The following is an 18,658-nucleotide window of genomic DNA, read 5'->3' as shown; positions in this document are numbered from 1 at the left end:
ATTCACAGAGCCAGCAGCGAGAAGACCAAATGTGCTCAGTGTAAACTCTGCGAAGCAACCACTTTTTTCGCTCATTTGTCATGTCGAACGCACGTGAGACATCTAGATTTCTCGTTTCACTCGAAATGACTCCGCGTCGGATTGCTTTATCGCGGACCCTTCTCTGAGTCTCACGAAGGGCCCTGGCAATGACAACTATTGCCGGTTATGTAATTTCACTAAATTCTATTCGACTTCGTTTTTGTAGATTCCTTCTTTCAAAATCAATTCTCCCAATAACAGGTCCTCTTCGGTGGTGATTTTTATGTTAAGTAAAGAGCCCTTGACTAGTTTAACCCGTACGCCGACCTCCTCGACCAATGAAGATTCATCTGTAAATTTAGAGGCTCTACCTTTTATTCTCCCGTAGGCTTTCTTCAAAACGTCATACCGGAAGGCTTGAGGGGTTTGTGCAAGCCAGATGAATTCTCTGGGGATAGTACTCTCGATAAAGCCGTCTGCTGAAGTCTTTTTCACGGTATCCTTAGCCGGCATAGCGATTATTGCCGCACCCGACCTTGCTGCCTCTTTGATTACCGCATCTATCAATTGAAGGGTGACAAAAGGACGGACGCCGTCGTGAATTAATACCAGGTCAACATCCTCAGAAACAGAGTTAAATCCCTTCTCCACCGAATCCTGTCTTTCCTCTCCGCCCGGAACGACCTTGGTAACCTTTTTAAACCCAAATTTTTCCACTATCTCTTTTCGACAGTAATCGATGGAATCTTCGGGTGCCACGAGCACTATTTCCCCTACTGAGTCGGATTTTTCAAAACACCCTATCGAATGAGCGATGACCGGCTTTCCGGAGAGCAGTTGAAACTGCTTCTTTACCCCTACTCCAAATCTTTTTCCCTTGCCGGCGGCTACTATTATTGCCGTTGTTTTTAAACACGCCATAAATTGTCTTTCTGCCGGAGAGGGCACTGGGCTCAAGTCCATCAGTGTCACTCAGGAGGTATTAATGCCGTCTATCCAGCTATATCAGAAATGACCCCTTCTTCTTTAACCCGCGAGAATATCATCCTGCCCGTAGGGGTCTGAAGCACGCTGGTTACGGATACCTCGATATCCCTCCCCAGATATTTTTTGGCATCATCTACCACCACCATAGTGCCGTCTTCGAGGTAACCGATGCCCTGATTCTCTTCCTTGCCCTCTTTCACCACCCGTATATTCATAGTCTCGCCGGGAAGCACAACCGGTTTAAGCGCACTGGAGAGCTGGTTGAGATTCATAACTTTTACACCATGAAGGCCGGCAACCTTGTTCAAGTTGAAGTCGTTGGTTATGATGATTCCCTTGAGCCTTTTCGCCAGCTCGACCAGCTTCAGGTCCGCCTCCCTTATGTGAGAAAAATCATGGCTGGTGACTTTAACTACGACATTAGGTATGTCCTGCTGCATACGCTTGAGCACGTCGAGCCCTCTTCTTCCCCTCACCCGTTTTATCGGTTCTGGGGAATCGGCGATGTACTGGAGTTCCTTGATTATGAACTTGGGTACTATCATCACCCCCTCGATAAACCCGGCCTCGGCGACGTCTGCTATCCTCCCATCTATGATCACACTGGTGTCGAGTATCTTAGGATTGGCGTACTCACTCCTTGGGGTGGGTTTTCTGGCTGATTGATCCACTTCAAAACCGTTTTTTATCCCCAACGTTATTCCCAGATAAAAAAGGGCTATGAACACTATCAAATTTATATAGGGTATTGCATAGCTCGGAATATCGAAAACCTCTATCATCTCCTTGAACGCCAGGAATGAGAGAGAGGCCACACCTGCCCCTATCGCCCCTCCGATTATTGATTTCGTGGGAAGAGTACCGAACCGTGGTTCGAGCCCCCATAAAACCACCACGGCCACAGCCCCGAAAGCCACCCCCACCGCCGACGCAGTTATAACGTTGTAAAAAGGGTATGTTATGCAAAAGCCAAGAGCTGCCGTAAAGACCGATAAAATAATTTTAAGTTTCATAGCTACCTCTCCCCTTTCCCTACCCTTTGCTCGAAGTAATGTTAAGTATTAGGTTTTAGCTCGGTCCCGATTGTTTGAGCCACATCCATCTGTCCTTCTAATTCCGTTCCCGTTCTGAAATCTTCGATTAGCCATTTTCCTTCATCCTGTTACTGGGCCTAATAGATAACGACTACAAACCGGTATGGCAAAGGCGATAGGGTAATTTTATTTTTAACCTAATTTCTTATGATTTTTTTCCGTTCGCATTCTCTATAAGGTTCACTATCTCATCCACGACCCGGACATATCTGCTTTTTCCATATCCCGGCTTTGTAGCCCTTCCCTCTATGCCGGCATCGGTTATGGTATTGCCGGTAGCTTTATCAATTAACTTTACCCACACCGACACAGAGCCCTTTCCCTTATCGTTAATCCCGAGTGAAAACCACTCACAGAACTTGCAGCCCCGTTTGAACCCGGTCACAGTGCCTCTCACCAGAAGAACCCGGTTCGAGGATGTGTCGTCGGATTCCGAGCGGATGATTTCTCTGAATTGGTTCGTGCTCCTCAGCCTTTCCGCCAGCATATCCGGAATCTCCGTATAAGAATCATAAGGAACCCACTCCTTATCGGTCTTATCGAAGTTGGGAATCTCGATGGTATCATACCCGGTAACGGCGCCTTCCGGCTGTTTATAGATGATTGTATTAGTTGGTGCACAGGCGTTAAATATGAAAAAAAACAATATTAAAACAGGTACTAAACCCGCCTTTAACTCCGAGCGTATCATATTTATCCTCCTTTTTATTATTAGCCATAATTTTATACGAATTTTAAATTAACTAAAGTGCGCCATGGACAGCGCAATGGACAGGGTTGACAAGTAGAGTTCAGTCCACTCATACTACTATCCGTAAAGGCCTCGCCAGGACTGATGATAATATGCACTCTCGCCAGCGGTAGCTCGGGGAACTGTCTTCTGGTTGCCACGGAGAAGACCAGTATTCTTGTGGACGCCGGTATAAGCCTCAAACAGATTATAGCGAGGCTCGACACCCTAGACCTAAAGATGTCCGATATCGATGCAGTAATTATCACACACGAGCATACCGACCACGCTGTGGCGCTTCCCTTCATCGAGAAGCCAGTTTATGTAGCCTCGGCCACAGTGTCTATCTGGAAGGATAAAGTCAAAGACCTAAGGGAATTCGAGGCCGGTTCCCCCTTCTCTTTGAATGACCTTTTAATCTCTTCATTCCCGGTCCCGCACGACGCCCTAGACCCGGTGGGATTCACCGTCGAGACAGACCATAAAAAGTTGGGTATAGTAACCGATATCGGGTCTGTAACTTCATTGGTCAGAGAGAGGTTAAAGGGGTCGGATCTCCTTTTACTAGAGTTTAATCACGACGAGAGAATGCTCCTTTACAGCTCCTATCCCTGGGATTTAAAGCAGAGAATAAAGAGCCGCCTGGGCCATCTCTCGAACACCGAGGCGGCCGGACTACTCAAAAACCTGATACACGACGGACTATCCCATGTCATACTCGCTCACCTTAGCGAGGTAAACAACAGGCCTAACATCGCCCTTCAAGCCGCTTCATCCACACTGTCCGGTAACGGGGCGGTTGATGTAATGCTCTCAGTAGCCCCAAGAAAAACCCGGGGAGAGGTTATAAGGATTTGATTTCCAGATATTCACGACCAGAAATGTCAAAGATCTGGAGCGACCAGGCCAAGTATGAAAACTGGCTAAGGGTGGAGATCGCCGCGTGCGAGGCTTGGGCAAAACTAGGCAGAATACCACTCGACGCTTTAGAAAAAATTAAAAAAAGTGCGAGATTTGATTTAGAGCGCATCAACGAACTCGAGAGGACCTTGAAGCACGACCTGATAGCCTTTCTCACCGCAGTGTCCGAGCATGTAGGGAACGAAGCGCGATATATCCACCTTGGACTTACGTCCTCTGACGTTCTGGATACCGCTTTTGCACTGCAACTGAGAGATTCGGGAGACATAATAATCGATGATATAAAAGGAGTGATCAAAGTTCTAAAGGAACTGGCCTTTAAGTATAAACACACTCCCATGATTGGCAGGACACATGGGATCCATGCAGAGCCGACTACCTTGGGTCTGGTATTTGCCCTCTGGTACGACGAAATGAAAAGGAACTTGGACAGGATGGAAAGGGCACGGGAGGTTATAAGCGTGGGGAAGATTTCAGGAGCGGTGGGAACCTTCGCAAACATCACACCCCTTGTCGAGGAAGAAGTTTGCCAGCTCCTCGGACTCAAACCGGCCAAGATTTCTACCCAGATAGTCCAGCGGGATATACACGCCGAGTATTTCCTCACGCTTTCTATCATAGCCTCGACAATCGAGAAGATAGCCCTCCAGATCAGGCACTTTCAAAGAACCGAGGTGTTGGAGCTGGAAGAGCCTTTTACCGAAGGGCAGAAGGGTTCATCGGCCATGCCCCATAAGAGAAACCCTATACTTTCGGAGAACCTCTGCGGCCTCTCCAGGTTAGTACGTTCTTATGCCCTATCCGCGCTCGAAAACATAGCCCTCTGGCATGAACGGGACATAAGCCACTCCTCCGTGGAGAGGGTAATAGGGCCCGATGCCAATATCCTGGTAGACTTCATGCTGGATAGGCTAAAACATGTGCTCGAATCCCTGAATATTTATCCCGAAAACATGGAAAAGAACATCTGGCTTACCGGTGGTCTTATTTTCTCCCAGAAGGTGCTTCTTAAACTGGTGGACAAAGGGCTAACCCGGGAGGAAGCTTATGAGCTGGTGCAGAAAAACGCCATGAGAAGCTGGGAAAGAAAGGAGAACTTTAAGCAATTACTCTTGAATGACCAAAACATCCGGAATTTTATGTCTCCTGAGGAGGTAGAGGAGTGCTTTGACCTGTCCAATGATTTAAAAAGCGTTGATTATATCTTCGATAGGGTGTTCTCTAAAACCGGTAAAAGGTGAAAGGATTTTCCAATACGTTTATTTAAATCTTTTGATTTCCATAGCATCAGTGGTATAGTTTAAGCTTATAAATTTGAGGGTTGAATCAATGAGGATAATTTTAGCGCTTATAATGCTTTTTAGTTTTGCCGTTTTGCTGTCCGGAGTTAAGGCGGACGCCGAGACAATACCGGGCGAAGAAGCCAAAAGGCTTGAAGCCTTTTTCCGGAAAACCCTGGACACAAAGATGCCCAAAGATGCCAAGATTTCAGTAAACGGATACCAGGAAAGCCCTATTAACGGCTTTAAAAAGGGGGATTTTGTGATCGAGGCTTCCGGTAAATCCGGAAACATTCCGTTCCTCATTAGCCAGGACGGCAGGTACATAATCATCGCCGAGTCGATAGACACAAAAACCTTTACCGATACCGGGGTGGGAGGACTGAAGAAGGGGGCAATACCCATAGGACGTCAGCAAATTCCAGTGTTGATGAGCGCAGATGGGAGATACCTCATGCTTGGGGAATTAATCGACTTTAAAGCCAGTACACCTAATTAATTGTCAAAATTCCAAAACAAAATAAAATTCCAAGGAGGAAAGAAATGAGCTTAAGACATTTAAGTATAGCCTTTCTACTTTTATCGCTTTTCGCCGTGGATACCCAGGTATTCGCCCAGAAGGTATCGCCGGAGGAGTCTAAAAAACTCGAACTCTTCATAAAGAGGAGATTGGGGGCGCGCCTGCCCGCGGATGCTAAAATACAAATAAGCGGCTACGAACAAAGCCCGATCAAAGGATTCAGAAAAGGGCGCTTTGATATACAAACGAGCAGGGGCAACGCCGACATCCCTTTCATGGTCAGCCAGGACGGCAGATACGTGATCCTGGGAGAGCCGATAGACACTACAAAGTTTAAGGATACCCAGGTGGCCGACATAAAGACGGGGGAGCTGCCTTTCGGACGTCAACCCCTTCCTGTCCTCATGAGTAAAGACGGAAAGTATCTGATACTGGGCGAGTTGGTTGATTCTACGGTAAATCCTCTCGAAGAGACCATGAAAAAGATTTCTCTAAAAGACGTCCCGATTAAAGGGGAGGAAGAGGCAAAGGTTACTATTGTCGAGTATTCGGACTTTCAGTGTCCGTTCTGCAAAAGGGCCACGGATATGCTTCCGCAAATCTTAGAACAGTATAAGGGTAAGGTGAAGCTCGTTTTTAAACAGTTCCCACTGCCCAACCACCCTTGGGCCATGGACGCAGCCATAGCATCGGTATGTGCTTATCAGCAGGGAAACGACAATTTCTGGGAGTTTCACGATAAGGTGTTTGAGAAGCAAAAAGAGATCACAGTGGAAAAATCAAAGGAGCAATTCAAAACCTACGCCAAAGAAGTAGGGCTAGACCAGGGAAAGTTCGAGGCCTGCTTCAGCTCCCAGGAAATTGCTAGCCGGGTTCAGAGCGAGATTAAGGAGGGTCAGTCCGTCGGGGTGAACTCGACCCCTACCTTTATCGTCAACGGTATGCCGGTGCCCGGAGCTAATGCAGAGGGCCTAAAGGCGGCTATAGAGGCGAGCTTGGCCGGAGAATCCTGATAACTCACTTTTCTATACCTAGTTTATCTGCCACCTTAGCTAGTTTAACTTTTCGAGAGTAGGGGCAATTGGTGAATTGCCCCTACCAGTAAAATCGATATACGTCGATAATCGAGTCAATTAAGCAGGACTTTTTTGTAATACCCATCTCGACTTGTCCAAACTAAGAGATTGCTTCGCGGGATCTGGGGTAGCGATGAAGAGGGAGGGACTTCCGGGAACCACAACGCTCGCAATGACGGGAAGGGTAGGTAATCGCGAGTAGTGAGAGTTGAGAGTCGGGATACCTTTAGGTGTGGATTGCGAGGAAGTCCTTCGTCAGTTTATCGAAGGGCTCATGGTTCAACTGAGTTTATCTTAAGCGTAGCCGAAAGGCTCACCATGAAGAAGGAGGATAAAGCTCACAGTAACATCCCTTCACCCTGAGCGGAGACGAAGGGTGACCGGACCGAAGGGATAAATTCCACGACCGAAGCAATCCCATTTCTAGAAGCTTTCATATGTCATTTGAACATATATGATTTGGGCTCATACTAATTCTTTAATTGCCATTTTCACTAGGTTATACTTCTCAGTCAGTAAAAAAGATGAAGTGCCCAAAATGCGGTTACCATACATTTGATTACGCTGAGAGTTGCAAGAAATGTGGTCGCACCCTGAATGTAAAACCGAGATATAAAACCATCTACGAACATGCCCTGGAATCAGGCAGGGAGAAGACTGCTAGACGACAAAAGGAGGAAACTATCGACGATAGCATACAACAGCCGCCACTTTTTACATCTCCTAGTTACGAGACCCTTTTCGCCGAGCCTACAGAATCTCCAGTGGAGGAAGAAATACTCGACCTCGACTTGGCCGGATTTGCCTCGAGAGGGGCGGCGTTTTTAATCGACTTAATAATACTCTTCGGCATTACCACCGTCACTCTGGCGGCCGGGCTATACTTCGCCGACAGCGACGTAGAAACGGGCTTTGCCGGTTTTATTAACCTGGTGATGACCGTTTATCTGGTTTTGCTATTCCTGAGCTCTACCTACTTCGTTTTCCTCCAGGGGTTCGGGGGAAGAACTATTGGTAAAATGGTCTTGGGAATTCGGGTCATCCGGGAAGACGGAGAATCGATCGGATTAAGGGAATCTTTTATAAGGTGGGTCGGCTATATCGTATCCACTATTTTCCTTTTTATCGGGTTCATCTGGGCCCTTTTCGACCAAAAGGGCCAAACCTGGCACGATAAATTCGCCGGAACATATGTGGTGAGGGAATAAATGGTTATGGAATTTCTGGACAAGGTCAATCAAAGCATCGACGCAAAAAGTAACCAGATAGAAGAATGGATAGAGGGGCACTGCCAGAGAATTATCGTTCCGCTCTATACTTCGGTTGACCTCCGGGTCTCCGGGCACAAAATCACACCGGTCGATACGAACATATTTCCGGCCGGGTTTAACAACCTTTGCCCGATCTTTAGAGAGCGCACCGCCAGCCTCTTTCACGACTATTTCCTTCGCAAGTATCCCCGGGTGAAAAAGATACTCATAATCCCGGAGCTTCATACCAGGAACCTTCATTACTGGGAAAACATCCACGTGCTGAAAGGGATCCTGGAAAGCGTGGGATATAAGGTCGGTGTAGGACTGGTAAGCGACGAGCTATACCAAGAAGAAGTGAAATTCGATACAGCGAGCGGCCAGGAAGTTATCGGCTTCAAAGCGAAAATGGAGAGACACAAGGTCTTTATCTCCGGGTTTGTCCCGGATCTGCTTCTGATCAATAACGACTTCTCGTCGAAATGCCCGAAAATCCTCAAGGACATAATACAGCCGGTGGAGCCGCCGGTAGAGATAGGATGGCACACCAGGAGGAAAAACATTCACTTTGAGTTTTACAACAAGCTGGCTAAAGAGCTTGCCCAAATACTGGAGATCGACCCTTGGATAATCTCCATAGAAACCATGCCGGAGATAGACGTTGATTTTGACAACCCGGAAGACCGGGAGAGAGTAGCTTCATCCTTAGACATGATGCTTGAAAAACTCAGGAAAGAACATGAAAAGAGGGGAATCAAGGAAAAACCATTCGTATTCGTGAAAAGTAATTCGGGCACCTATGGGATGGCGGTGATAAGCGTTCCCAGTGGAGAAGAGATAAGGACGCTCAACGCCGAGGGAAGAAAGCGTATGAGGGTGTCCAAAAGCGGGAAGCCGGTAAGGGACGTGGTAATCCAGGAGGGAATACCCACCACACTCCGGTTTAAGGATAACATTGTAGGAGAACCGGTTGTTTATCTTATCGAAGCTAAGGTGGCGGGGGGTTTTCTACGGATAAACAGGGGAAAAAGTGAATTCGATAACTTAAACGCCAAGGGCATGGAATTCTCCTGCATCTCTTTCGAAGACAAAGAAGCTTGCCGGAATAAAGAATGTGATAGGTTCTTTCCACCCGCCTATCAACTGATCTCGCGCATCGCCAGCATCGCCGCCGGATACGAGATCGAGAAGATTCTCAAAGAGGGTGGCTGCAAGGAGGAAGCAAGTTAGCCTAATAAGTCACTACAGGTCCTTATGCTTAAATCCTACTAATGCCTATATCGAGACTTGACCTCAACATATAACTTGCCAAATCGATAACTATAACTGTTTATGATAATATGAAATTTAATTATCTAGCGATTTTTAGAAATAAATGTCAAAGAAGATAGAAGATTTATATCGACAAATTCAAAAAAATCTCATAAAAGATATCAAATCTACCAGGGTTAGCGATGTATTAACCGACATTTTTATTGAATCGACTAAATTTTTGGATAGTTTTAAACGCTGCGAGCTTAACTCTAAAATACCAGGTAAAAAATACTTCGCCTTTCAATATAAAAACAAGATTAGCAGAGCCATAAACAACACACTATACAACCCATCAATTGACGACTGGTTTGCCCTATTACGCGCTCTTAGAACCGGCGATTTTAGTTCGCTTTCCGTCAAAAGAATATCAAATGTCATATATTGCTTGGCGATAAGTTTTTCTGCTGCGATCGATCTTACAAAATCTGGTGATCAAAAAACTCCTGGTACTTTTTTCGAGTATTTAATTGGTCATCTTTTTGCAGCCCGCCTTGGAGTTAATCCGATTACTCGATTACCTGTACTAAATCTTGACATGAATACAAACTTGCCAACAGATTATGTTTTCGATCTAGGCCCTAATCAAGCTAAATTTCACCTTCCGATCAAAACATCCACGCGTGAGCGTGTTATCCAAGTATGGGCACACCAACGGGTTCTCGATGGTGTCTATGGCACAGGCAGATTTCTCGGAACTCCGGTAATTCTTGCAGAAACAAAGACTGATACTAAGAAAAGAGAAGTTATTGAAATATGCCTACCGGACCAGTGGCGAATTTATCAGATGCACATTGCGCAACTTAAGCGTATTTATTATCTCGACGTCCCCGCTTCTTATGCACGACTGAATGAGGTTTTCCCTCCTTTAAGTGTAAGGCCATTTGGTGAGTTCTTCCTTGAGGTTGATACTTTGATTTCATCGCCTTCCTAAAGACCAAGAAATAAGAATGGTTTTTGCGAGCGTGAACTTGCTTTAGGACCCGACTTACTCCGGGCTTATTCCTTCTAACAACAACGAATAAATCCTCAACTACGAAGCCTTTTCGTGTTAACTCATTTATGATTTCCACATGAGTAAGTCTTTGTCGGTTGGCGCAAACCTCATCTTGACACTTGATTATATAGACTCCATCCCCACGGAGAATCCTCCATGCCTCATTCGCGGCAGTGAAATAAAGGTCGAGTACTGCCTCATGATACTTTTTGGTTGAATTGCTGCTCCAATTATTCTTATAGTAATCCTCATAATTCTGATGACCATTATGAGCGGTTCCGCCGGGTGTATGCATGTAAGGGGGGTCAAAAACTACAGCATCAAAACTATTATTGTCATATGGTAATTCTCTACAATCGATTCCGTCCTTAATATCTGATGGATAAAAGTCATAATCTTTTGAGTTGACTCGCTTCCAAAATACCCCTTTGCCGAATGTAACATCAGCTACTTTACTGCCCTTTGGCACATAAAGGCATAGAATTTGTGGAAATACCTCGTCATTTGTACCCACATGAGCTGAAAAGATCAATTCGTTGGTGGTAACTCCCCTGGCAACCCTATTTGTTTTCTTTTGTCGAAGCTTTGCGTTGTTGGTTGCTACCATTATGCCTCCTATTCTTTCGTTCATAGGATTCGAGTCGAAGTTCTATAGCCTTGAGAATCCATTCGTGTAAAGTCTCATCAGCATCAAATGATGCATGCTTCATTCTTCGATGCATTTCAGGGGTTAGCTGTAGAGGAAAGGTCTTTTTCATGATTGATCTAATATTATACAAGTAAGTTCACTATGTCAAGACATAGTAGTAAGTTTACTAAGAATCGCAATTCCTAGATTTCTTGGAAAGAGATTCTAAATCCTAATCAAGTGTTTTCTTTGATAGGGCTTTATTGTAGGCGGCGATTACATCTTTTCGGGAAAGCACACCCACAATCTTTTTAGAACTACTTGACTCGACCACCGGAAGAATCTCCACAGGCTTCTTCTCCCACTTCTTAAAAACCTTATAGAGCGTATCTTCAGGCGTTACTGTTATGACGTTCAAGGTGGCCAGTTCCTTCACCACAACCAGGTCCCTGATTCATTCCTCGAATATCCACCCTCTAAAATCCTGTATCGAGATTATGCCCGTAAGATTCCCTTTCTCATCCACGAGCGGGAAAGTGGTGTAATGGCTCTGGGGAATATACTCTATCAGTTTTCGAAGGGTCATCCCCTCGGGTATAGTTTCCACGTCACCGGTCATTATATCTTTAGCCTGGATTAAATGTATAATGCGACCCTCCATCTCTTCCTCGATGTTTATCCCCGCTTTACTCAGTTCTAGGCTCTCAAGCGAGCCCCCCACGATAAGCCGAGACACCACGCTCCCCAGGACCGAGCTAATCATTATGGGGATAACCACCTTATAGTTTTGAGTCATCTCGAATATCAGAAATATGGAAGTGAGAGGTGCCTGGGTCACCGCCGCAAGAAAGGTGCCCATCCCAACCGTTGCGTATGCACTGCTTAAGGACACCGGCCTCGACAGTATAAAATCGACCAACTTTCCGAATGCGTTTCCGGCCACAGCCCCTATAAAAATAGCGGGTGCAAATATCCCTCCAGGCCATCCGGATCCGAGGGTTATTGATGTGGCCAAGGGCTTTAGGATAATTAATCCCAATATCACCAAAAGGGGAAGCTGGTCTTGAAGGGCCTTCTCCACTTGGTCGTAGCCGTTTCCAAGAACATAGGGGAAAAATATCGCCATAAAGCCGACTATTAATCCTCCCAGAAGCGGCTTTAACCGGGAATGGGGTTTTAAATCTGGAAAACCTCTCCTCAGCCAGCAAAAAAAGCTTGATAAACCCGGACGCAAAAACCCCTAAGAGCACCCCGAATGCGGCATAAAAGAAAAGCTCGTTGATATTCACAAACTCATAGGGCGGTACCCGGAATACAGGCTCGTTTCCCCTTAAAGCGTGGGAAACGACTGTGCCGACCGCCGAGGATATTACGATCGGGAGAAAGCTCCCGACCTTGAAATCCCTAAGAAGGGCAATTTCCTCGGCAAAGAGTACGCCGGCCACCGGAGCGTTAAAGGTTGCCGCTATCCCTGCAGCAAACCCGCAGGCCACAAATACACGTATCTTACCCCTCGAAACCTTGAATATCTGCCCTATAAAGCTGCCTACTGCGCCCCCTAGCTGGGCAATCGGGCCCTCCTGACCTGCTGACCCCCCAAACCCCAGGGTCACACAGGAGCCTAGCGCCTTGGCTATTGTTTCCTTGGGTCTTAGTATGCCGCCCCTCAGGTTTATTTTTTCTAAAAACTTTGGAAAGCCGTAGCCGATAACCTCGTCATGGAAAAGGAAGGAGAGAACAACGAGCAGCACGCCGCCGCTTAACACCGGAATTATTACGTAGGGAGAGCCCCAAAAAGGCAGAATTACTCTTTTATATATAGCGATAGACTTCTACGAAGGCAAAGTTCGCCAGCCCGGCAAAAAATCCAATAAAAATGGCTATGATTATAAAAGACGTGTACTCATTGGAGAAAAACGAATAAATTGAATTCTTGATAGAATGAGAAACGGGGCCGGGGTCTTTGTGTGAGTCTTCCATAATAGCCTAAGTACCGGTCATGAGGGGGTTTCGTTCATGACAAAGAGGACCAGGAGAAACGGTACTGGAAATGAAATCCTTTTCTCGTCTTGCTATTATAAAGTAGCTTTAAACATACCTCAAATTAATAATTCTAAGAGCCCTTGGTCGGTTTGACAGCTCTGGGTTTTCATGTTAAAAACTTGAGTTTTCTTTTTAGATTTTCTATCCTAAGGATACTCTAATCGTAAATGACGGTTGAAGAAGTAGGCGGGTTTTCAGTTGAAAGGCTTCTCCTTGCCCTGGCCTTAGTTCTTATTGCATCAAAAGCATTTGGAGAGTTGGCAGAGCGCATAAAGCAGCCTGCTGTATTAGGAGAGCTACTTGCCGGGGTCGTTCTTGGAGGGAGCGTCCTGGCCATAGTGCCGTCGGTGGCCGGGCAGCCCGGTTACGAGACATTTCATCTCCTTGCCGAGGTCGGGGTGGCTATTCTACTCTTTGAAATCGGGCTAGAGACAAACCTGAAGGACCTGATCCGAGTGGGAATCGCCTCCACTATGGTAGCAGTGGTCGGCGTGGCTGTTCCTTTTTTTCTCGGCTTTGTAAGTGTGATGGCATTCGAGAAATTTGGTCTCATCGGGAATATTAACCCCGCTTTTACTACACTAATAGCCATAACCGCCGGAGCCACCCTTACCGCAACCAGTGTGGGAATCACGGCCCGGGTGCTCTCGGATATGAATCGCCTCCAGAGCGAGGAGGCCAGGATAGTGCTGGGCGCGGCGGTGATCGACGACGTATTGGGCTTAATAATATTGGCCGTGGTAAGCGGCCTCATTCAAGCAACCAAAGAAGGAGCGGAAGGCGGTATCTCGGCTGTCAATGTGGTCATAATAACGCTAAAGGCATTTGGATTTCTTTTTATCGCTATTTTAATAGGTAACCTGGCTTCTCGAAGATTATTCGACCTGGTCGACAAAATGCGCGTCCGCGGCGTGCTTCTCCTAAGCGCTCTCTCCTTTGCTTTCATCTTCGCCTACCTGGCAAAATTAGTGGGACTCGCCCCTATAGTGGGCGCCTTTGCCGCCGGCCTGGTGCTGGCAAGGATAAACCAGTTCAAACTGGTCGAAGAGCGCATTAAGCCGGTATCCGACTTTTTCACCCCGATTTTTTTTATAATGGTAGGCGCCGCCGTGGATGTACGCGTATTCAACCCATTCATCGAAGAGAATATCCCCATTCTCCTCATCGCCTTGGTGCTCTTCGTCGTGGCTGTGGCCGGTAAAGTGGTGAGCGGCTGGGCGGTTTATAAAAAAGACATAAAGAAGATCGTTATCGGGGTGGGCATGATTCCCCGGGGTGAAGTAGGGCTTATCTTCGCCCAGATGGGGCTTATATCCGGTGTTTTTGACACGAGGCTATTTTCAGCTATAACAGTAATGGTGATGCTCACCACCTTCATCGCTCCTCCGCTCCTTAAGATGGCTTTTTCTTACGGTGAAGTGGAACCTTTGGAAGCCGAGGTCAAGACTTCGGGAGGTCACAGCAAGTGAAAACCCTAGCCCTTACCCTGATAACCGTCATCCTGTCTATCCACCAGGCCAATGCTGCCGAGGATATATTAAGCGTGGATAAAACCGTTGTAATTCAGATGGTTATATTCTTAGCCTCTATATTCATACTGAATTCGCTACTTTTTAAGCCCCTTCTCGGGCTTGTAGATAAGAGAGAACAGCTTACCACCGGGACGATCGAGGAAGCCAAAAAGCTCGAAGAAAAGGTAGGCCAGATAATAGAGGAATACAATTCTAAACTAAATGAAGCACGGGCCCGTGCCTTGGAAGAAAGAAACGAGACCAGGCGTCAAGCGCAGGTCCTGCATGAGGAGATGATAAAAAAGGCACGGGAGGAAGCCCAGGCGCTATTGGAAGAAGCCAAGCATAAGCTCGAGTTAGAAACGAGTGAGATTAAAGGGAAAATCCGGTCCGATGTAGAGACAATCGCCCGGGACATGGCTTCACGTATTCTGGGCAAGGAGGTATAGTTTTTGTGAATTTAGACTTTTTAAGGCTCGTAATCATAACCGCCACCGAAAAGGGACAGGGTTTTAACTGGACCTTTGTGGGCGAACACACGGTGAATTTGATAATACTGCTCGCGGTGCTCGCCTATTATCTTAAAGACCCCATAAGGAATTTTATGGTCGAGAGAAGAGGTATTATTGGAAATGAGATAGAGGAAGCCAGAAAGACCATAGAAGAAGCCAGAAAAAAGTACCAGGAATATTCCGAGAAGATCAGCAAGATGGAAGATGAGATTAAATCCCTAGAGGAGACGCTTCGCAAAGAAGGGGAGGTGGAAAGGGAAGAAATAGTGAGACAAGCCCAAGCTGTTTCCCAGAAGATAGGGGAAGAAGCTAGGGAGACCATAAAGCTGGAAACAGCCAAGGCCAGGAGGGAGATACAGGCCGAAGCCGCTTCGCTGGCTGTCGAACTTGCCGAAAGTATAATAAAGCAAAATTTTAAGGACTCTGATGAGAGACGTTTCATGGAGGACTTTATTAAAAAGGTAGAGGAAGAGGGAAAATGGCATCAGTAGCAACACTTAGGGATTTAACCGAGGCGCTCATCCAGTCAGCAAAGGACGAAGGGAAGCTCGAAAAAGTCACGGCCGACCTGGAGGCATTTTTCAAGATCAATCACGACCAGGAACAGGTCAAAAGCATACTGGCGAGCCCGGTTTATGATCTGGCCGAGAAAAAAGCTATAGCTGATGATATTGGAGAGAGAACAGGCTTTGATAAACTAACCATAAATTTCATAGCCTTGGTAATCGAGCTTGGAAAACTCAAGGCCCTCGTCAAGTCCGAAGAGCCCTTCATGAGCAAACTCAGAAAAGCATCTGGCAAAGTCAGAGCAGAGATAACCACCGCTTCAAGCCCTTCGGAGTCAGACCTGAATAGAATTAAGGAAGTTCTCAAGAGGCTAACTAAGAAAGACGTTGAGGTCATCATAAAGATCGATCCATCAATAATAGGGGGAATAGTAGCAAAGGTTGAGGATAGGGTGTTTGACGGGAGCGTTAAAAATCAACTGGAGAGAATACGCCATATCCTCTCCGTAACCTGAACACTTTTTCAGCCACGAATTGACACTGACACGAGCAGTATTTCATCCGCAGTGTGGATGAAATGGAAATAAATAGGCACGAATGAATATAAGTAGGATAGAAGATGCACGATGCAAGACGCATGATAAACATGACTTTATGAATCATGCATCGCTCGACTGAGCTCACTACTAAGTCTTGGATCGTTTTTTGTGCATATTCGTGTTCATTAGTGGCTAATAAATAAAGAATTCTAAAGAAGGAGTCGGTGAAAAGATGGAAGGACTAAGGATAGAAGAAATCGGCGAGATTTTAAGAAACAGAATCAAAGGATTCGAGCAGAAGATCGAGACGGCTGAGGTGGGGACCCTGATCTCGGTTGGCGACGGTATTGCCCGCGCCTACGGACTGGACCAGGCTATGGCCGGCGAGCTGGTGGAATTCCAGAGCGGGGTCATGGGCCTCGTTTTAAACCTGGAAGAGGACAACGTGGGTATAGCTATATTCGGCGAAGACACACACGTCCACGAAGGGGACATAGTGAAGAGAACGGGCCGTATCGCCGAAGTGCCTGTGGGAAATGACATGAGAGGAAGAGTGGTTAACTCCCTGGGGCAGCCCATAGACGGCAAGGGTGAGGTCAAAACGGATGAGTACAGAAAGATCGAGATAAAAGCACCGGGCGTAGTTTTTCGTCAGCCCGTTCGTGAGCCGCTTCAGACCGGAATCAAATCCATCGACGGGATGATCCCCATAGGAAGGGGACAGAGAGAGTTGATTCTGGGGGACCGCCAGACCGGAAAAACCGCCATCGCTATCGATACCATTATTAACCAGAGGGACCAGGACGTCTACTGCATCTACGTAGCCATAGGCCAGAAGCAGTCAACCGTGGCCCAGGTGGTAGATAAATTAAAAGAGTTCGGAGCTATGGACTATACCACCGTCGTAGCCGCTACGGCCAGCGACCCGGCACCATTTCAATTCATCGCCCCCTATGCCGGATGCGCTCTCGGTGAATACTTCCGGGACACCGGCAGGCACGCCCTGGTAATTTACGATGACCTGACAAAACACGCCTGGGCATACCGACAACTTTCCCTGCTCTTAAGACGCCCCCCCGGACGAGAGGCTTACCCGGGCGATGTATTCTATCTTCACTCTCGGCTACTAGAGCGAGCGGCAAAGATGAGAGATGAAGAGGGCGGCGGGTCATTAACCGCCCTTCCCATAATCGAGACACAGGCCGGAGACGTTTCCGCGTACATACCCACGAACGTTATATCCATCACCGACGGTCAGATCTATCTCGAAAGCGACCTCTTCTATGCTGGCGTGAGGCCCGCTATTAACGTCGGCCTCTCCGTTTCCCGAGTCGGCGGCTCCGCGCAGATCCGGGCGATGAAGCGGGTTGCCGGAAGGCTGAGGCTCGAACTGGCCCAGTATAGAGAGGTAGAGGCCTTTGCCCAGTTCGCCTCAGACCTGGATAAGGTCACCCAAGCCCAGCTTGCCAGAGGAAGCAGGCTGGTTGAGGCTCTGAAGCAAGACCAGTACCAGCCGCTACCGGTGGAGAAACAGGTGCTCCTGATATTCGCCGTCACCAACGGATATGTTGACAGATATCCAACAGAAGCGGTTAAAAAATACGAGAAAGAACTCTACGTCTTCTTCGAGGCAAAATATCAAAACCTCCTCGACGAAATAAAAACCAAAAAGGACATTTCGGATGACCTAGCTCAGAAGATAAGGAAGGCTCTTGATGAGCTTGAAGAAAAGCTAGGAGAACTGGCATAGAACGATAGGGCGACAGAGCGGGTCGCCCCTACATATGATAAATACGGAGAGCACATGCCCAGTCTGAGACAAATAAGAGGAAAGATAAGCAGTGTCAAGGGAACCCGAAGGATTATGAGTGCGATGAAGCTGATCTCCGCGGTCAAGCTTCAGCGTGCTCAGGGACTTCTTATTAACTACCGTCCCTATTCCAACGCATTCCAAGAGATTGCCAGGAGCTTGGCTACAAAATGCGACTCAAAGTGGCATCCTCTTCTTAGAAACCCCGAAGAGAGAAAGAAGCTTCATCTGGTGTTCATGACCTCGGACCGGGGTCTATGCGGAAGCTTTAACAGCAACCTCATCCGTAAAATCGAAACATACCTGGTCACGGAAGCGAAGGTGTACGAACAGGTCGTATTCAGCTTTCTGGGAAGGAGGGGCCGGGATCATTTCGCCAAGCGAAAGGTTCAGGTTGCAGGTAGTTACATCGGTATAAACGAAAGAAATTTCAGTCAAATAGCCGGTGAGATTGCCCCTAATTTGGTGAAGGAATTCACCAAGGGCGAAAGCGACGAGGTAGTCCTGGTTTATAATTACTTCAAATCAGCGCTTTCCCAGGTCCTTACCTTTGAAAGGCTACTTCCCATCGAGCGGGATGAAACCGGAGACAAAGATTCCGCTGCTATTGACTATATCTACGAGCCGGAAAGAGAGGATGTGCTCAAGTATGTTTTACCCAAATACGTCGAGGTGCGCCTGGAGAGAGCTGTTCTTGAATCGATAACCAGCGAGCACGGGGCGCGGATGACAGCCATGGAAAATGCTACTCGGAACGCCGAGGATGTGATAAGGAGACTCACCCTTTTATTCAACAAGACCAGACAGGCAATCATTACCAAGGAACTAATGGACATTGTAAACGGAACCGAGGCATTAAGAAAAGGAGACACCGATTAAAAACGATGTATGATACAAGATGCAAGATACAAGATACATAACG

20 protein-coding genes and 1 pseudogene are annotated in these 18,658 nt (G+C 47.0%); 13 read left to right on the top strand and 8 right to left on the bottom strand.

Going from position 1 to position 18,658, the window contains the following annotated elements; all coding sequences use genetic code 11:
- Positions 1–225: 225 nt before the first annotated feature.
- From ispD to VNN20_15670, 3 genes are all read right to left on the bottom strand, one after another.
- Complete coding sequence (gene ispD, locus VNN20_15680) at positions 226–942, bottom strand: 2-C-methyl-D-erythritol 4-phosphate cytidylyltransferase (protein HWP93632.1); 717 nt, start codon at positions 940–942, stop codon at positions 226–228.
- A 71-nt stretch (positions 943–1,013) separates the two neighbouring features.
- On the bottom strand, positions 1,014–2,021 hold the full coding sequence (locus tag VNN20_15675) for a PIN domain-containing protein (protein ID HWP93631.1): 1,008 nt from the start codon (positions 2,019–2,021) through the stop codon (positions 1,014–1,016).
- A gap of 226 nt (positions 2,022–2,247) precedes the next feature.
- Positions 2,248–2,793: a hypothetical protein gene (locus VNN20_15670; GenBank protein HWP93630.1), complete on the bottom strand. Its 546-nt coding sequence runs from the start codon at positions 2,791–2,793 to the stop codon at positions 2,248–2,250.
- A 144-nt stretch (positions 2,794–2,937) separates the two neighbouring features.
- On the opposite strand from VNN20_15670, the gene VNN20_15665 reads away from it, so the two are divergent.
- From VNN20_15665 to VNN20_15635, 7 genes are all read left to right on the top strand, one after another.
- On the top strand, positions 2,938–3,690 hold the full coding sequence (locus VNN20_15665; GenBank protein HWP93629.1) for an MBL fold metallo-hydrolase: 753 nt from the start codon (positions 2,938–2,940) through the stop codon (positions 3,688–3,690).
- Positions 3,687–4,994 (top strand): adenylosuccinate lyase, encoded by a 1,308-nt coding sequence (purB, locus tag VNN20_15660; GenBank protein ID HWP93628.1) that lies wholly within the window; start codon positions 3,687–3,689, stop codon positions 4,992–4,994. The genes VNN20_15665 and purB overlap by 4 nt, the downstream gene beginning before the upstream one ends.
- 88 nt (positions 4,995–5,082) lie before the next feature.
- The gene (locus tag VNN20_15655; protein ID HWP93627.1) at positions 5,083–5,532 is read left to right on the top strand and encodes a hypothetical protein; all 450 of its coding nucleotides are present in this window, start codon (positions 5,083–5,085) and stop codon (positions 5,530–5,532) included.
- 44 nt (positions 5,533–5,576) lie between these two features.
- On the top strand, positions 5,577–6,566 hold the full coding sequence (locus tag VNN20_15650) for a thioredoxin domain-containing protein (protein ID HWP93626.1): 990 nt from the start codon (positions 5,577–5,579) through the stop codon (positions 6,564–6,566).
- 587 nt (positions 6,567–7,153) lie between these two features.
- On the top strand, positions 7,154–7,837 hold the full coding sequence (locus VNN20_15645; protein ID HWP93625.1) for an RDD family protein: 684 nt from the start codon (positions 7,154–7,156) through the stop codon (positions 7,835–7,837).
- Positions 7,838–9,109, top strand: coding sequence for a glutamate--cysteine ligase (gshA, locus tag VNN20_15640; protein ID HWP93624.1), 1,272 nt, complete (start codon positions 7,838–7,840; stop codon positions 9,107–9,109).
- Between the two features lie 145 nt (positions 9,110–9,254).
- Positions 9,255–10,124 (top strand): hypothetical protein, encoded by an 870-nt coding sequence (locus VNN20_15635; protein HWP93623.1) that lies wholly within the window; start codon positions 9,255–9,257, stop codon positions 10,122–10,124.
- A gap of 34 nt (positions 10,125–10,158) precedes the next feature.
- Here VNN20_15635 and VNN20_15630 read toward each other — a convergent pair.
- The 5 genes and pseudogenes from VNN20_15630 to VNN20_15610 form a co-directional block, all read right to left on the bottom strand.
- Positions 10,159–10,482 (bottom strand): annotated as a pseudogene (locus tag VNN20_15630) (site-specific DNA-methyltransferase).
- Between the two features lie 565 nt (positions 10,483–11,047).
- Positions 11,048–11,254: a CBS domain-containing protein gene (locus tag VNN20_15625; protein HWP93622.1), complete on the bottom strand. Its 207-nt coding sequence runs from the start codon at positions 11,252–11,254 to the stop codon at positions 11,048–11,050.
- A 15-nt stretch (positions 11,255–11,269) separates the two neighbouring features.
- Positions 11,270–11,578 carry a CBS domain-containing protein gene (locus tag VNN20_15620; GenBank protein HWP93621.1) on the bottom strand — a complete coding sequence of 103 codons (309 nt, stop codon included), beginning with the start codon at positions 11,576–11,578 and terminating at the stop codon, positions 11,270–11,272.
- Positions 11,579–11,594: 16 nt separating this feature from the next.
- Positions 11,595–12,581 (bottom strand): chloride channel protein, encoded by a 987-nt coding sequence (locus tag VNN20_15615; protein HWP93620.1) that lies wholly within the window; start codon positions 12,579–12,581, stop codon positions 11,595–11,597.
- A gap of 46 nt (positions 12,582–12,627) precedes the next feature.
- Complete coding sequence (locus VNN20_15610; protein HWP93619.1) at positions 12,628–12,795, bottom strand: hypothetical protein; 168 nt, start codon at positions 12,793–12,795, stop codon at positions 12,628–12,630.
- 230 nt (positions 12,796–13,025) lie between these two features.
- Here VNN20_15610 and VNN20_15605 point away from each other — a divergent pair, with 230 nt between their 5' ends.
- The 6 genes from VNN20_15605 (at position 13,026) to atpG (ending at position 18,615) form a co-directional block, all read left to right on the top strand.
- Positions 13,026–14,327: a cation:proton antiporter gene (locus VNN20_15605; GenBank protein ID HWP93618.1), complete on the top strand. Its 1,302-nt coding sequence runs from the start codon at positions 13,026–13,028 to the stop codon at positions 14,325–14,327.
- Positions 14,324–14,818, top strand: coding sequence for an ATP synthase F0 subunit B (locus tag VNN20_15600; GenBank protein ID HWP93617.1), 495 nt, complete (start codon positions 14,324–14,326; stop codon positions 14,816–14,818). The genes VNN20_15605 and VNN20_15600 overlap by 4 nt, the downstream gene beginning before the upstream one ends.
- A 5-nt stretch (positions 14,819–14,823) precedes the next feature.
- Positions 14,824–15,372, top strand: coding sequence for a F0F1 ATP synthase subunit B (gene atpF, locus VNN20_15595; protein ID HWP93616.1), 549 nt, complete (start codon positions 14,824–14,826; stop codon positions 15,370–15,372).
- Positions 15,360–15,902, top strand: coding sequence for an ATP synthase F1 subunit delta (gene atpH / locus VNN20_15590; protein HWP93615.1), 543 nt, complete (start codon positions 15,360–15,362; stop codon positions 15,900–15,902). The genes atpF and atpH overlap by 13 nt, the downstream gene beginning before the upstream one ends.
- Before the next feature lie 256 nt (positions 15,903–16,158).
- Positions 16,159–17,676 carry a F0F1 ATP synthase subunit alpha gene (gene atpA / locus VNN20_15585; protein HWP93614.1) on the top strand — a complete coding sequence of 506 codons (1,518 nt, stop codon included), beginning with the start codon at positions 16,159–16,161 and terminating at the stop codon, positions 17,674–17,676.
- Between the two features lie 54 nt (positions 17,677–17,730).
- A complete protein-coding gene (gene atpG, locus VNN20_15580; GenBank protein ID HWP93613.1) occupies positions 17,731–18,615 on the top strand; it encodes an ATP synthase F1 subunit gamma in 885 nt (294 codons plus the stop codon).
- Positions 18,616–18,658 lie beyond the last annotated feature (43 nt).

It is taken from the genome of Thermodesulfobacteriota bacterium (genome assembly GCA_035559815.1).
Taxonomy (GTDB): domain Bacteria; phylum Desulfobacterota_D; class UBA1144; order Nemesobacterales; family CSP1-2; genus DATMAT01.
Note: the sequence above shows the minus strand (reverse complement) of the source record. Positions and strands in the feature narration are given on the sequence as shown.

Bases quoted from the DNA above. Each gene is read 5' to 3' on its own strand.
- ispD (HWP93632.1), bottom strand. From the start codon at position 942: ATGGCGTGTTTAAAAACAACGGCAATAATAGTAGCCGCCGGCAAGGGA.
- VNN20_15675 (HWP93631.1), bottom strand. From the start codon at position 2,021: ATGAAACTTAAAATTATTTTATCGGTCTTTACGGCAGCTCTTGGCTTT.
- VNN20_15670 (HWP93630.1), bottom strand. From the start codon at position 2,793: ATGATACGCTCGGAGTTAAAGGCGGGTTTAGTACCTGTTTTAATATTG.
- VNN20_15665 (HWP93629.1), top strand. From the start codon at position 2,938: ATGATAATATGCACTCTCGCCAGCGGTAGCTCGGGGAACTGTCTTCTG.
- VNN20_15655 (HWP93627.1), top strand. From the start codon at position 5,083: ATGAGGATAATTTTAGCGCTTATAATGCTTTTTAGTTTTGCCGTTTTG.
- VNN20_15650 (HWP93626.1), top strand. From the start codon at position 5,577: ATGAGCTTAAGACATTTAAGTATAGCCTTTCTACTTTTATCGCTTTTC.
- VNN20_15645 (HWP93625.1), top strand. From the start codon at position 7,154: ATGAAGTGCCCAAAATGCGGTTACCATACATTTGATTACGCTGAGAGT.
- gshA (HWP93624.1), top strand. From the start codon at position 7,838: ATGGTTATGGAATTTCTGGACAAGGTCAATCAAAGCATCGACGCAAAA.
- VNN20_15635 (HWP93623.1), top strand. From the start codon at position 9,255: ATGTCAAAGAAGATAGAAGATTTATATCGACAAATTCAAAAAAATCTC.
- VNN20_15620 (HWP93621.1), bottom strand. From the start codon at position 11,578: ATGATTAGCTCGGTCCTGGGGAGCGTGGTGTCTCGGCTTATCGTGGGG.
- VNN20_15610 (HWP93619.1), bottom strand. From the start codon at position 12,795: ATGGAAGACTCACACAAAGACCCCGGCCCCGTTTCTCATTCTATCAAG.
- VNN20_15605 (HWP93618.1), top strand. From the start codon at position 13,026: ATGACGGTTGAAGAAGTAGGCGGGTTTTCAGTTGAAAGGCTTCTCCTT.
- atpH (HWP93615.1), top strand. From the start codon at position 15,360: ATGGCATCAGTAGCAACACTTAGGGATTTAACCGAGGCGCTCATCCAG.
- atpA (HWP93614.1), top strand. From the start codon at position 16,159: ATGGAAGGACTAAGGATAGAAGAAATCGGCGAGATTTTAAGAAACAGA.
- atpG (HWP93613.1), top strand. From the start codon at position 17,731: ATGCCCAGTCTGAGACAAATAAGAGGAAAGATAAGCAGTGTCAAGGGA.